We start from the raw sequence: 13,705 nt of genomic DNA, 5'->3' as shown, positions 1-13,705 counted from the left end.
GTGCGGCAGTCATTGCCGCCACCACAGCCCTGGCGGTGAGCTGTCTCACGTTGCCGGCCGACGCGGCGGCTCCGGGGGATGCGCCCGTTGCGGAGTCGGTGGCCAAGGCGAGACCGAAGGAGCGGGTGGCCAAGGACAAGGCCGGCCACGTGCTCCTCTACGTCCGCGGCGACAACGAGACCGCGTTGCGCCAGGCCGTCAAGAACGTCGGCGGGACCGTGTCCGCTGTCCAAACAGGACAGGTTCGCGCCGCCGTTCCCGAGGACAAGATCGATGCGCTGGGCGATCAGCCCGGCGTGCACGAGGTGAAACGCCCGACGCGCGTCCTGCCCGCGAGCATCACCTCCGAGGGCGTCGGCCCGTCCGGTGCGGACGCCTGGATCCAGCCCGGGTACAAGGGTGCTGGGACCAAGATCGGGATCCTCGACGTCGGTTTCGGCGGGCTCGCCGACGCTCAGGCCGCCGGTGAGCTGCCGACCGGGACCCAGCTGGTCACCAACGGTTCGAACTGCCTCGACGCGACCGTCGACGACACCCATGGCGTCAACGTCGCCGAGGTCGTCCACGACATGGCCCCGGACGCTCAGCTCTACCTGTCCTGCGTGCAGGACGACATGGGCTTCGCGCCTGCGGCCGACTGGTTGCAGCAGCAGGGGGTCCAGGTCATCAGCGCCGCGATCACCGTGCCGGGTGCCGGTCGCGGTGATGGCACCGGACCGGATGTGAACAGCCCGGCCCAGGTCGTCCAGCGGTCTCGGCAGGCCGGGATCCTCTGGTCGACGGCGGCCGGCAACTACGGCAAGCTCCACTTCGCCGGCCAGGCGGCCGACCGCAGCGGCGGCAACGGCTGGGTCGAGTTCAGCGGGGCTTCCGAGGTCAACAACTTCGCACTGCCCGCGGGACAGTCCGCGACGGTCACCCTCCGCTGGGACGCTTGGCCGCTCACGACGAAGGACCTCGACGTCTACGTCACCGACCAGGCGATCGCCCCGACCGGGGTGAACGATCCCCACGTCCTGGCCCGGTCGACGATTTCGCAGCGGGACACGACCGGCGGGGCCGCACCGGTCGAGGAGACGTCGTTCACCAACAACACCGGCTCCGCGGGCACCTTCTACATCTGGATCAAGAACAACAACGCCCCGTTCACGACGCCGTTCGACCTCTACGTGACCAAGCTGGGCGGGGGCGCGCTGCAGTGGCCGACGCCCGCCGGCAGCATCGCCGAACCGGCCAGCTCGCCCTACGCGATCGCGGTCGGCGCGACCAAGCCGAACTCCGGCGTGCTCGAGGACTACAGCAGTCACGGCCCGACCGTCGACGGCCGGGTGAAGCCGGACATCACCGGGTTCGACCAGGTTTCGACGTTCACTTCCGGCCCGACCGGGTTCGGCGGGACGTCCGCGGCCGCGGCGCACGTCGCCGGGGCGGCGGCGCTGTTCAAGGGCGCCAACCTCCAGCTGGATGCCTCGCAGCTCGAATATCTTCTGAAGACCAACGCGAAGGCCGTGCCGGGCGGTGCGGCCAACGACTGGGGAGCCGGAATCCTCGCGCTCGGCTCGCCGGGCGCCGCGGCCGCGCCGACTCAGACCGGCTACAACCCACTGACGAACCCCGTCCGGATCCTGGACACGAACACCGCGGTCGGCGGCCACCAGCGCCGCTTCACCGCGGGGGAGACGTTCGCCCTGACCGTTCCCGGCGCTCCCACCGGGGCGAAAGCGGTCGTGCTCACCGTCACCGCCGGGCTGACCGACGGCCCGACCGAGCTGCAGTTCACCGCCGAGAACCCCGGTGCCGCGCAGCCGATCCGGTTCCCCGTCTACACGAGCAGGCAGGCGGCGCTGACGGTCGTCGTCCCGCTGGGTGGTGACGGCGCGGTCCGGATCCGCAACACCGTCGGCACGCCGGGGGTGACGGTCGACTTCGCCGGTTACTTCAGCTCGGACGGTCCGGGTCTGTACACCGCGAAGAGCGGCGGCGCGCGGCTCCTCGACACGCGCGACTCGGCGAGCGCGCACCCGCGCGCGCTCGGAGCCGCCGAGGAGTACGCAATCCAGGTGCGGGGCACCGCCGGTGTTCCGACGAACGCGACAGCCGTCGCCGTCAACCTGACGGCGATGGCGGCGACCGCGCCGGCGAGCATCGCGGCGTACCCGCAGAGCTACACCCCGGACACCAGCAGCCTGTACCTCAACGTCGGGCAGCGCCGGTCCAACCTGGCGATCGTCCGGATCGGTGACGACGGCAAGATCCGCGTGCGGAACTCGGCCGGCCTCACCCACCTGGCGGTCGACCTGCAGGGCTGGTTCGCGTCGGGCACCGGGGCGAAGTTCGTGCCGAGCGCCGGTGCGACCCGGGTCCTCGACACGCGCGCCGGTACCGGCGTCGCCGTCGCGCCCGTCGATCGTGGTGTGCCGGTGACCGCGCAGGTCGGCGGAGTCGCCGGGGTGCCGTCGAACGCCACGGGCGTCCTCGTCACGGCGGCCGCCGCGGACAAGGTGCTGCCCACGGGAGTTTCGTTGTTCGCTCCCGAAACCGGCTGGGCCACGTTCCCGGCCCTGCAAGCCGATCAGGGACAGACCGCGGCGGCGAGCGCGCTCGTGCCGTTGGGCTCGAGCGGCAAGCTCACCGCGGCGACCGAGAACGGCAAGGTCGAACTGGCTGCCGACGTCGCCGGCTACTTCGTCGGCGGCGCGGCAGCCACGGCTGCGGGCAACTGCGTCACCCCCGCCGACGAGCCGGGATTCCTCCCGTTGCTGGACGGCCGCGCCGAGACGTCGCTGGCGCGGTGGGGCACCACCTCCGCCGTTCAGGACGGCTGTGAGTTCGGCACGGTCGCCGGCGCGGGTGGTCCGTGGAACCCCGCGGACCTCTTCGACAACGACTACTCGCTCCGGCTGGACTGGAAGGCCGTCGGCGCGAACTCGCAGTCGGCGATCAACGTCGGGTTGTCGCGCATCGCGGGGGCCCCGGCCGCCGCGAAGATCGTGATCGGTCCGGCTGCGGCGACGGGCACGGACGCCACCGGTGCCGTCAAGGGCCTCAAGGCGCCGACCGCGACCGCCGCGAAGCCCATCGGCGAATGGAACACGTTCGAGGTCACGCTCTCCGGTCCCAAGATCACGGTGCTGCTCAACGGCACCAAGGTCAACGAGTACACCGCGCCCGCCGGGTTCGCCCGGCGCACCATGGTGAGCCTCGACGGGCAGGGAACGGGTGACCAGGTCAAGTTCCGGAACCTGCGGGTGCGGTCGAACCGGATCGCCGGCAGCGGTCCGATCACCGGCGTCGGCGGTGCCTGCCTGAACCTCAACGGCGGCACACCGAACAACACGGTCGTCAACATGTCGTCGTGCACGTCGGGGCCGGGACAGCAGTGGACCACCGGTGATCTTGCGCTGCACGTGCTCGGGCAGTGCGCGGACACCCAGAACAGCGGCACCGCCGCCGGCACCGCGGTGGTCGCGGTCGCGTGCGTGGCCTCGGCGACCCAGGAGTGGCAGGTCTTCGCCGACGGCCGCATCTTCAACCTGGGCGCGGGCCGGTGCGCTTCGGCCGCCGGCTCGACCAACGGCGCCGCGGTCACGCTCCAGGACTGCAACGGCCAGGCTCAGCAGATCTGGACGCCCAGCGAACGCAACGCGACGTTCGGCCAGCTGACCGACGGCAACGGCAGTTGCCTCAACGTCACCGGCCGTGTCGTGGCCGACCAGGCGACGGTCGGGACGGTCGGCTGCGTGATCTCCCTCTCCGACACCTGGACGCTGGCGAAGGACGGCAGCATCCGGGCGCTCGGCCGCTGCCTCGACGTCAAGGGCGGCACCATCGCGGACGGGACGCCGGTGTGGTCGTACCAGTGCACGGGTGATCCCGCGCAGTTCTGGCAGCTGCGGCCGGACGGCAGCCTGGTCAACCCGAAGTCGGGCAAGTGCCTGGACTCCACCCAGGGCGCGACCTCGGTGGCGATCCAGCCCTGCACGGGTTCGCCGAACCGGGTGTGGACCGTCCAGCGGCTGTACCCGCACAAGGGCCGGCTGGTTGGCGTGCTCGGCAAGTGCGTGGACGTCAACCAGAACGTCGACGCGAACGGCACGGCGATCCAGCTGTTCACCTGCAGCGGGAGCGGAGCCCAGCAGGTCCAGCTGCAGGCGGACGGCACGATCCGGATGAAGAGCCGGTGCATGGACGTCACCAACGGCGCGACCGCCGGGAACACCCCGATCCAGCTTTGGGATTGCTACAACAACAACTCCCAGCGGTGGTTCCAGCGGCCGGACGGGCAGATCGAGAACACCGGCTCGGGCCGCTGCCTGAGCACCATCGGTGGTGGCGGTGACGACGGCACCAGGCTCGTCCTCTGGGACTGCCAGTACGCCGCCAACCAGCGGTGGGGCGTCGAGTTCGACTGATCTCCGAGCCAGGGGCGATCGAGGACCGCAACTGTCCTCGATCGCCCCTAGCGTTTTCCGCATGACGATCACCCCGTTCCGCATCGACATCCCGCAAGCCGAGATCGACGACCTTCGTGCGCGGCTCGCGAACACCCGCTGGCCCGACCAGCCCGCCGACACCGGGTGGCGGCTCGGGGCGCCCGTCGACTACGTGCGTGAGCTGGCGGAGTACTGGCGGCTGGAGTTCGACTGGCGCGCGCGGGAGGAGCGGCTCAACGGCTTTCCGCAGTTCACGACGGCCATCGACGGGACGACCGTGCACTTCCTGCACGTGGAGTCGCCGGAACCGGGCGCGACGCCGGTGTTGCTCACGCACGGCTGGCCGGGCTCGGTCGTCGAATTCCTCGACGTGATCGGGCCGCTCACCGATCCTCGCGCGTACGGCGGCGACCCCGCGGACGCGTTGCACGTGGTGGTGCCGTCTATCCCGGGTTACGGCTTCTCCGGCCCGACGCCGGAGGCGAACTGGGGGCCGGACCGGATCGCCCGGGCGTTCGCGGAACTGATGACCCGCCTGGGTTACGAGAAGTTCGGCGCCCACGGCGGTGATTGGGGCGCGTCCATCTCGCGCGAACTGGCGGTGCAGTTCCCCGAGCGGGTCGTGGGGATCCACGTGACGACGTTGCCGTCGGCGGTGGTCCGGAGCGAGGCCGCCCTCGAGGGCCTGACCGGCGACGAGCTCGTAGCGGCCCGTCGTTCGCTGGAGAAGGGGCAGAAGTTCTCGTACCTGGGCACGGGTTACGCGATGATTCAGTCGACCAAGCCGCAAACGCTGGCGTACGGCCTGCACGACTCGCCGGCGGGCCAGCTGGCGTGGATCGCGGAGAAGTTCCGCGCGTTCTCGAACACCTCGGAAGACCTCATCGACCGCGACGACCTGCTGGCGGACGTCTCGATCTACTGGTTCACCGGCACGGCCAACTCGTCGGCGCGGTTGTACGCGGCCTTGGCCGCGCCGTGGGGCTCCCCGCCCCCGCCGAACACGGTCCCGACGGGCTTCGGCGTCTTCCCGGACGACATCGGCCTGCCGATCCGGACGCTGGCGGAGCGAACGGACAACATCGTCCGCTGGACGGAGTTCCCGCGGGGCGGTCACTTCCCCGGGCTGGAGGAGCCGGACGCGCTGATCGGCGACGTCCGGGCGTTCTTCCGCGGCTTGCGCTGAGTTGTCCACAGGGGTTGTCCACAGGGTCACGAGACTGTGGACAACCCCGGTGCAAGTCCTAGTACTACAGGGCTAGATCTTCGCGTGTCGGTACGTGATGCCGGTCGTCGGTTGTGCGACTATTTGTCGGTGACCATTCCTTCTGGTGGACTGTCCGAGGTTCCGGGTGGTGTGACTCGGGAAGATCTGGCTGTGTGGGATCAGGAGTTCCGGGATGTCTGCGCGCGGCTTGACGGGTTGTTTTATCGGACGGATTCACGTGCGCATGCTCGGCATTATCTGCGTGGGTTGATCGCGCCGCTGGAGCGGAAGAACGGTTGGACGATCGCGGAGTATTCCGGGAATCCGGAGCCGAAGGCGCTTCAGCGGTTGTTGAACCTGTCACCATGGAATGCCGATGAGGCGCGGGATCTGGTGTGCGCTTACGCGATGGAGCATTTCGCTGACCAGCGTGGCGTGCTGATCGCGGATCCGACTGGGTTTGCGAAGAAGGGAGACAAGTCGGCGGGTGTTCAACGTCAGTATTCGGGGACGTTGGGTCGGATAGACAACTGTCAGATCGGTGTGTTCCTGGCGTATGTCAACACGGCTGGCGATCGGGTACTCCTTGATCGGGAACTGTATCTGCCCGACGAGTCATGGTGCGCCGATCCCGGGCGTCGAGCCGAGGCGCACGTGCCTGAGAAGGTGACCTTCGCTACCCGCCCGAAGCAGGTCCAGGACATGATCGCACGGGCGGTGGCGGCCGGGGTGCCGTTCGCCTGGTTCACCGCGGACGAGGAGTTCGGGCAGAACCCGGGGCTGCGTACGTATCTGGAAACCGAAGGAATCGCCTATGCGATGGCCGTGCCGAAGAACACCGACACCAGCACCGGCGCCATCTCCTCGGCGGCCACTGTAGAGACGCTGGTCAAACATGTCGCATCCCGGCTGAAACCCCGCGATTGGTCCCGCCGTGCCTGCGGGATCGGCGCCAAAGGTTTCCGGGTCTACGACTGGGCACTGGCCGACGCCGGCGACGGCCACCAGTACGTGTTCCGGCGGAACATCGCCGACGGCGAACTTGGCTACTTTCACTGTTACAACCCGCACGGGGAACCGCTGACGGAACTGGTCCGCGTCATCGGTGCCCGGTGGCCGATCGAGGAATGTTTCGAAGCGGCCAAAAACGAAGCAGGGCTGGACAACTACCAGGTCCGCCTCTACCACGCCTGGTACCGGCACATCACCCTCTCGATGCTCGCCATGGCATTCCTTGCGGTCATGAGACACAAAGCAAAAAAAGAAGAACTCCGCCTGTGGACAGAACGGACACCCTGACCACACGTACCCGCCGCCTGATCGCGCTCACCGTCGCCGAGGTCCGACGTTTGTTCGACCTCGCCGACAAGGACGATCACGCCATCGACCACGGCCTTCGCTGGTCTGCCTGGCGTCGCGAACACCAGGCAGACGCCCGAAGGCATCACGTCAGACGCCGTCTCCGCCTGCAGATGTTAGAGATCTAGCCCTGTAGTACTAGAGGTACTGCCCGGTCCCCGAAATCCCGGGCCCGTGCCCCTCGAGCCCCGGCACACCGCCGACGCCGCCAGTGGCCGACGGACCCGCCGGCAGGCCCCGGCGCATCTGCTCCAGCTGGACCCGCGCCGCCATCTGCTGGGCGAACAGCGCGGTCTGTATCCCGCTGAACAAGCCCTCCAGCCAGCCGACCAGCTGGGCCTGCGCGATCCGCAGCTCCGCGTCCGACGGCGTCGAGTCGTCGGCGAACGGGTGGACCAGGCGCTCCAGCTCGTCGCGCAGCTCCGGCGCCAGCGAGTTCGACAGCTCCTTCACCGACGTCTGGTGGATCTCGCGCACCCGCGTGCGGGACGCGTCGTCGAGCGGGGCGGCGCGGACCTCCTCCAGGAGCTGCTTGATCATCGTGCCGATCCGCATCACCTTCGCCGGCTCTTCGATGAGCTCGCCCACCGCCTCGGCGTGCTCCGCACCCTCGAGGGGCGAGCCGTCCGGTCCGACTACCACCACGTGGGGTGAAGATTCATGGCCGGCGTCACCCGCTGTGCCCGATTCCCGGAAGTTCGGCTCGGTCATGTGCTCCATCCTGGCTTGCCATCAACACGCTCTGCGACACCCGAGGGGTGTCCGTCTCCGAGCGTAGCCGCAATCGGCGTTCCCGGTGGCTCTCCACCCAACCCCGGACGCACGGCGAAACCGCACGTCCGTACGGTGTCCCCATGGCGTTCGACGTCGCTCGTATCCGTGGGCTCTTTCCCGCGCTGGGTGACGGCTGGATCCACTTCGACGGCGCCGCCGGAATGCTGGTCCCGGAACAGGTCGCTTCGGCCGTTTCGACGGCGATGCGCGCCCCGGTGTCGGGGCCGGGTGGAGCGTTTCCGGCCTCACAGCGCGCGGAAAGCATCGTGACCGCGGCCCGCAGGGCCGTGGCCGACCTGGTCGGTGCCGACCCGGCCGCCGTCGTGCTCGGACCCAGCTCGCCGGTGATGCTGCGCCGCCTCTGCGACGCGCTCGCCGAACGCTGGACGATCGGCGACGAGGTCGTCGTCTCCCGGCTCGACGAACAGGCCAACCTCGCGCCCTGGCAGCGCGCCGCGAAGCGCGTCGGCGCCGTCGTGCGCTGGGGCGAGATCGACATCGAGACCTGCGAGCTGCCCGCGTGGCAGTACGAGCAGCTCGTTTCGGCGCGCACCAAGGCCGTCGCGGTCACGCTCGCGTCCGGCTCGGTCGGCACCCGCCCGGACGTCCCGACGATCATCGAGTTCGCCAAGCGCGTCGGCGCGCTCGTCGTCGTCGACGCCACCTACGCCGCGCCGTTCCTGCCACTGGACATCAACGCCCTCGGCGCCGACGTCATGGTCGTGTCCGCACAGGCCTGGGGTGGCCCTTCGGTGGGCGCGCTGGTGTTCCGCGACCCCGAACTGATCGAACGCATCCCGTCCGTCTCGCTCGACCCGGGCGCGCGCGGGGCGGCCCGGCTCGAACTGGGCCCGCACGCCTACCCGCTGCTGGCCGGGCTGATCGCGTCCATCGACTACCTCGCGGGCCTCGACGACGCGGCCTCCGGTTCGCGGCGCGAGCGCCTCGTCACCTCGCTCGGCTCGGCGAAGTCGTACCACGCCGGGCTGCTCGCGCAGCTGTCCACCGAGCTGCTGACGCTGCGGCACATCATGGTCATCGGCAACGCCATGCGCCGGATCCCCGCGCTCGCCTTCGCCGTCGCCGGCAAGAAGTCGCCGGAAGTCGCCGAATACCTGGCCTCGCAAGGGTTGTGCGCGTTCGCCGACGACGGCGCGGCCGGCGTCTTCGCGTCACTCGGCGTTGGAGAAGTGGGCGGCGCCGTGCGGATCGGGCTCGCCCACTACTCCAACGTCTTCGAGATCAACCAGCTCGTGCGGGTCCTCGAGGAATTACGCTGACGTAGTTAAGACATCGCGGTCAGCAGGATCTTCCCGAACACGCTGCCCTCTTCCATGGCGCGGTGTGCGGACGCGGCTTCGGACATCGGGATGACCTGGCCGATGATCGGCTTGACGGCGCCTTCGGAAACCAGCGGCCACAAGCGTTCCCGGACGTCGGCGACGATCGCCGCCTTCTGGTCCAGCGGCCGGAACCGCAGCCCCGCGGCGAACACCTCGGCGCGCTTCCCGAGCATGGCGCCGACGTTCAGCTCGCCCTTCACCCCGCCCTGCATGCCGATGATCACGAGCCGCCCGTCGGACTTCAGCGCGTCGACGTTGCGGCCCAGGTAGGACGCGCCCATGTTGTCGAGGATGACGTCCGCGCCGCCGGTCTCCTTGCGGAGCACCTCGACGAAGTCCTCTTCCTTGTAGTTGATCGTGAGGTCGGCGCCGAGCTGGCGGCAGCTTTCCAGCCGCTCCGCCGAGCCCGCGGTGACCACGACGGTCGCGCCGAGCGCCTTGCCGACCTGGATCGCGTGCGTGCCGATGCCGCCGGCGCCGCCGTGGACCAGCAGCACCTCGCCCTCGGTGAGCTTCGCGTGCATCACGACGTTCGCCCACACCGTGCAGGCCACCTCGGGCAGCCCGGCCGCGGCGATCAGATCGACCTCGCCCGGCACCGGCAGCAGCTGCCCGGCCGGGACGACGACCTTCTGCGCGTAACCGCCGCCGGCGAGCAGTGCGCAGACCTCGTCGCCGACTGCCCACCCCGCGGTGTCTTTCACGTCTGCACCGAGTTCGGCGATCGTGCCCGAGCACTCCAGGCCGATCGTCTCGCTGGCGCCGGGTGGCGGGGGATAATGCCCCTGCCGCTGCAGCAGATCGGCCCGGTTGACCGCGCTGGCCGCGACGTCGAGGAGGACTTCGCCGGGTCCGGGCCGCGGATCCGCGATCTCCGTCCACTCGAGGACGTCCGGGTCACCTGGTTCACGGATGGTGATCGCGTACATGCGTCGACCGTATACCGGTGGGTGAGAGTCCCGCCGAATGACGCATTGACGTACCTCCCATATCGCACAAAAGTGAGCAACCATGTCACTCTTCCGAAAGAGATTCGTCCCGCCGGTGGCTCTGGCCGCCTGCGCGACACTCGCGCTCGGCCTCACCCCGGCCGCAGCCGCGAACACGGTCCCCGACGGCCCTGCCCTGGCCAAACAGCTCGTCAAGAAGGTCGGCGTCGACGGCGTCAACCGGCACCTGATCGCGCTGCAGCGCATCGCCGACACCAACGGCGGGAACCGGGCGGCGAGCACCGACGGCCACAAGAAGTCCGCCGAGTACATCGCCACCAAGCTCGAGGCGGCCGGCTTCCAGGTGACCCGCCAGGAGTTCCCCTTCACGTTCTCGCAAACGCTGGCCGAGAAGCTCACCGCCGGCGGCGCGAACGTGCCCGTCATCGCGATGGAGTACACCCCGTCGACGCCGGTCGGCGGCATCACCGCGCCCCTCTCGGTCGTCGCGGTCGACGACACCAGCGGCTGCGAGGCGACCGACTACACCGCCGACGTCGCCGGCAAGATCGCGCTGATCAAGCGCGGCGGCTGCTCGTTCGCGCAGAAGCAGGCCACCGCCGCGGCGGCGGGCGCGATCGGCGCCATCGTCTACAACAACACCGACGGCGACCTGAACGGGACGCTCGGGGACCCGGCCGGCGCGAAGATCCCGACCGGCGGCGTGACGGCGGCCGCGGGCGCGCAGCTGGCCACCCTGGCCGGCCAGCCCGTGACCCTGGAGCTTCGCGCCTTCCAGGAGGCGCGGACCAGCTACAACGTCATCGCCGAGACCAAGTCCGGGCGCAAGGACAACGTCGTGATGCTCGGGTCGCACCTCGACAGCGTCCCGGCCGGCCCCGGCATCAACGACAACGGCTCCGGCTCGGCGACCCTGCTCGAGACGGCGCTGCAGCTGGGGAGCAGCCCGAAGGTCAACAACGCCGTCCGCTTCGGGTTCTGGAGCGCGGAGGAGTTCGGCCTGATCGGCTCGACCTACTACGTCGACTCGCTGAGCTTCGAGCAGCAGCTCGACATCGCGCTGTACCTGAACTTCGACATGATCGGCTCGCCGAACGCCGGGTACTTCGCCTACGACGGTGACAACTCCGACGGCGTCGGCGCGGGCCCCGGCCCGTACGGCTCGGCGCAGATCGAGAAGACCTTCGTCGACTACCTGCAGGCCGCGCGGGGCGTGTCCCTCGAGGGCACCGACTTCACCGGCCGCTCGGACTACGGCGAGTTCATCGCCGTCGGCATCCCGGCCGGTGGCCTGGACACCGGCGCCGAGGTCCTGAAGACCCCGGCGCAGGCGGCGAAGTGGGGCGGCGCGGCGGGCATCGCGTTCGACCCGTGCTACCACCAGGCCTGCGACAACCTGGGCAACATCGACCGCGTCGCGCTGGACCGCAACGCGGACGGCGTCGCCTGGTCCCTCGGCGTCTACGCGACGAGCACCGAGAGCATCAACGGCGTCAAGCCGGGCAAGGCGAAGAACGTCAAGCAGAAGGCCGCCGAACGCAGCGGGCAGCGGAACTTCTCCGCGCACGCCGTCGCCGGTGACCCGCACGCGCTGACCGCCTGAGAACAGACAGAAGGGGCCGTCCCGAACTCTCGGGACGGCCCCTTCCGTGCGTCTAGCCCAGGTTGCTGGTGCCGAAGGTGTCGCAGCGGGCCGGGTCACCGGTCTGGAAGCCGGTGGTGAACCACTTCTTGCGCTGCGCGGACGTGCCGTGGGTGAACTGCGAGCTGTCCACCTGGCCGCCGCCGAGCTTGGTCTGGATGTAGTCGTCGCCGATCCGGGACGCCGTGTCCAGCGCCGACGCGATGTCGTCTTGCGTGATGTCGAGGATCAGCGGCTTGCCGGTGTCGGTCGGCGTCGTCGTCGCGTGGTTGCCCCAGACGCCGGCGTAGCAGTCGGCCTGCAGCTCGAGCCGGACCGAGCCCGACGTCGGGCCGGTGCCGGTGCCCTTCTTCGACGTGCCGAGCAGGTTCTGCACGTGGTGGCCGTACTCGTGGGCGAGCACGTACGCCTCGGTGAACTGGCCGCCCTGCGCGCCGAAGCGCGTCTTCAGCTCGTTGAAGAAGCTCAGGTCGATGTAGACCTTGGAGTCGGCCGGGCAGTAGAACGGCCCGGTGTCCGAGGTGGCGCTGCCGCACCCGGTGCGGACGCCGCCGTTGAAGAAGTTCGTCGGTGCCTTCCGGTAGGTCGAGCCGGAGCGCGCGAACTGCTGGGCCCAGTAGTCCTGGACGGAGTTGACGATCGCGACGATGGCGCAGTCGTGGTTCTTGTTCGCGTCCGCGCCGGTCTTGCAGGTGCTCGCGAGCTGGGAGTTGTCGACCTGCTGCCCGGAGCCGACGCTGCCGAGCCCGCCGCCGCTGCCCAGGTTCACCGCCCCCGGGCTGATCCCGCCGAGCTGCGAGATCACGAAGTAGATGATCAGCCCGACCACGCCGAGCCCACCACCGCCGAGCGCCACGCGGCCACCGATCCCGCCGCCGCCACCACCGCTACCGCGCATGTCCTGGACCTCGGAAGCGTCCAAGCCCGCGTCGTCGTCGAATCTCACGCGGCAGATCGTAGCCGGACATGGTCCTGGGCGCGGCCTTCGCGGCCACGCCCAGGACTTGTACCGAGGTTTGTCTCTAACAGAGCGGTTGGCCGCGAACGGACCGGCGTTCAGGCGCTGTCGCCACGATTGCTGAGATCGCGGCCTGACACAGGCCCGATCGACGCCGAATGCGTGAACGCAGGGAAGTCCGCACGGTGCTGTTCGCAGTGAGGCTGGTTCGCCTCGGTCACGACCGGCCCGGTAGGTGTCCGTTCCGGTCGCGGGGACGCAGCTGGCGGTCAACCGCGAGAATCACCCGTCACGCAACCACCTGACCTCTCTGGCGGGGAGCCGGGCCGGCACGTCGCCGTCGTCGTGCCTATACCTCGGCCAACCATCCGCCGACAAGCAGAATGCGCCTTTTTCGGCCGAGTCTCAACCTTTTCGTAACCCCACCTTCGGGCGATGTTGCAACGGTATTTTTACCGGCAGACAACTCGGACTCGGACCGCGCGGTCCCTTGATCAACGTTCTACGCTGCCTTATGACCGAGGAGCGGCCTGTGCGGTGGTTGGACGAAGCCGAGTCTGATGCGTGGCGCTCCTACATCGTCGCGACGTTGCGGTTGCGGCAGCGGCTGCACCGCGAGCTGGCCGACCGGCACGACGTCTCGCTGACCGACTACGAGGTGCTCGTCTGCCTGGAGTTCCAGCCCGGGCAGCGGATGCGGATGACGGAGCTGGCGACCCTGATGGGCTCGACCAAGAGCAGGTTGTCCCACCAGATCGGCCGCCTCGAGGACGCGGGGGTGGTCCGCCGGGTCCGCGACCCGGAGGACAAGCGCGGCGTCATCACGGAGCTGACCGAGGACGGCGTGCGGCTGCTGGAGTCCGCGGCCCCGACACACGTCGAGGGCGTGCGCGAGCACCTGATCGACCTGCTGAGCCCGGCAGAGCAGGCAACGATCGCCTCGGCGTTCGGCCGGGTGCTGGACCACCTGTCCGAGGTGGAGGGCTGACAAACGGAAGGTGCGAGCGGAGGCCCCGGCGAAGAGCGGAAGCCGACCCCA

General features: G+C 69.4%; 9 protein-coding genes. 6 read left to right on the top strand and 3 right to left on the bottom strand.

Annotated features, from left to right (window positions below):
- Positions 1–98 precede the first annotated feature (98 nt).
- The 3 genes from ACLJQZ_RS06610 (at position 99) to ACLJQZ_RS06600 (ending at position 6,939) form a co-directional block, all read left to right on the top strand.
- Entirely contained in the window at positions 99–4,412 is a 4,314-nt protein-coding gene (locus tag ACLJQZ_RS06610; protein ID WP_410619196.1) for a ricin-type beta-trefoil lectin domain protein, read from the top strand.
- Positions 4,413–4,473: 61 nt separating this feature from the next.
- Positions 4,474–5,619, top strand: a complete 1,146-nt coding sequence (locus ACLJQZ_RS06605; RefSeq protein WP_410619195.1) for an epoxide hydrolase family protein — start codon at positions 4,474–4,476, stop codon at positions 5,617–5,619.
- A 186-nt stretch (positions 5,620–5,805) separates the two neighbouring features.
- Positions 5,806–6,939 carry an IS701 family transposase gene (locus tag ACLJQZ_RS06600; protein ID WP_410619552.1) on the top strand — a complete coding sequence of 378 codons (1,134 nt, stop codon included), beginning with the start codon at positions 5,806–5,808 and terminating at the stop codon, positions 6,937–6,939.
- Between the two features lie 198 nt (positions 6,940–7,137).
- Here the strand turns inward: ACLJQZ_RS06600 and ACLJQZ_RS06595 are convergent, their stop codons facing one another.
- Entirely contained in the window at positions 7,138–7,719 is a 582-nt protein-coding gene (locus tag ACLJQZ_RS06595) for a bacterial proteasome activator family protein (RefSeq protein WP_410619194.1), read from the bottom strand.
- Between the two features lie 134 nt (positions 7,720–7,853).
- Between ACLJQZ_RS06595 and ACLJQZ_RS06590 the strand changes: the two genes are divergently transcribed.
- Entirely contained in the window at positions 7,854–9,053 is a 1,200-nt protein-coding gene (locus tag ACLJQZ_RS06590) for a cysteine desulfurase-like protein (RefSeq protein WP_410619193.1), read from the top strand.
- Between the two features lie 5 nt (positions 9,054–9,058).
- Here the strand turns inward: ACLJQZ_RS06590 and ACLJQZ_RS06585 are convergent, their stop codons facing one another.
- Positions 9,059–10,045, bottom strand: a complete 987-nt coding sequence (locus ACLJQZ_RS06585) for an NAD(P)H-quinone oxidoreductase (protein WP_410619192.1) — start codon at positions 10,043–10,045, stop codon at positions 9,059–9,061.
- Positions 10,046–10,127: 82 nt separating this feature from the next.
- Between ACLJQZ_RS06585 and ACLJQZ_RS06580 the strand changes: the two genes are divergently transcribed.
- On the top strand, positions 10,128–11,669 hold the full coding sequence (locus ACLJQZ_RS06580) for a M28 family metallopeptidase (protein WP_410619191.1): 1,542 nt from the start codon (positions 10,128–10,130) through the stop codon (positions 11,667–11,669).
- A gap of 52 nt (positions 11,670–11,721) precedes the next feature.
- Here ACLJQZ_RS06580 and ACLJQZ_RS06575 read toward each other — a convergent pair whose 3' ends face one another.
- Positions 11,722–12,654 carry a neutral zinc metallopeptidase gene (locus ACLJQZ_RS06575; RefSeq protein WP_410619190.1) on the bottom strand — a complete coding sequence of 311 codons (933 nt, stop codon included), beginning with the start codon at positions 12,652–12,654 and terminating at the stop codon, positions 11,722–11,724.
- A 526-nt stretch (positions 12,655–13,180) separates the two neighbouring features.
- On the opposite strand from ACLJQZ_RS06575, the gene ACLJQZ_RS06570 reads away from it, so the two are divergent.
- On the top strand, positions 13,181–13,654 hold the full coding sequence (locus ACLJQZ_RS06570) for a MarR family winged helix-turn-helix transcriptional regulator (protein ID WP_410619189.1): 474 nt from the start codon (positions 13,181–13,183) through the stop codon (positions 13,652–13,654).
- The last annotated feature ends 51 nt before the right edge of the window (positions 13,655–13,705 follow it).

The sequence above is a fragment of the Amycolatopsis sp. cmx-8-4 genome, from assembly GCF_046548675.1.
Classification (GTDB): Bacteria; Actinomycetota; Actinomycetes; order Mycobacteriales; family Pseudonocardiaceae; genus Amycolatopsis.
Note: the sequence above shows the minus strand (reverse complement) of the source record. Positions and strands in the feature narration are given on the sequence as shown.

Bases quoted from the DNA above. Each gene is read 5' to 3' on its own strand.
- ACLJQZ_RS06605 (WP_410619195.1), top strand. From the start codon at position 4,474: ATGACGATCACCCCGTTCCGCATCGACATCCCGCAAGCCGAGATCGAC.
- ACLJQZ_RS06595 (WP_410619194.1), bottom strand. From the start codon at position 7,719: ATGGAGCACATGACCGAGCCGAACTTCCGGGAATCGGGCACAGCGGGT.
- ACLJQZ_RS06590 (WP_410619193.1), top strand. From the start codon at position 7,854: ATGGCGTTCGACGTCGCTCGTATCCGTGGGCTCTTTCCCGCGCTGGGT.
- ACLJQZ_RS06585 (WP_410619192.1), bottom strand. From the start codon at position 10,045: ATGTACGCGATCACCATCCGTGAACCAGGTGACCCGGACGTCCTCGAG.
- ACLJQZ_RS06580 (WP_410619191.1), top strand. From the start codon at position 10,128: ATGTCACTCTTCCGAAAGAGATTCGTCCCGCCGGTGGCTCTGGCCGCC.
- ACLJQZ_RS06570 (WP_410619189.1), top strand. From the start codon at position 13,181: ATGACCGAGGAGCGGCCTGTGCGGTGGTTGGACGAAGCCGAGTCTGAT.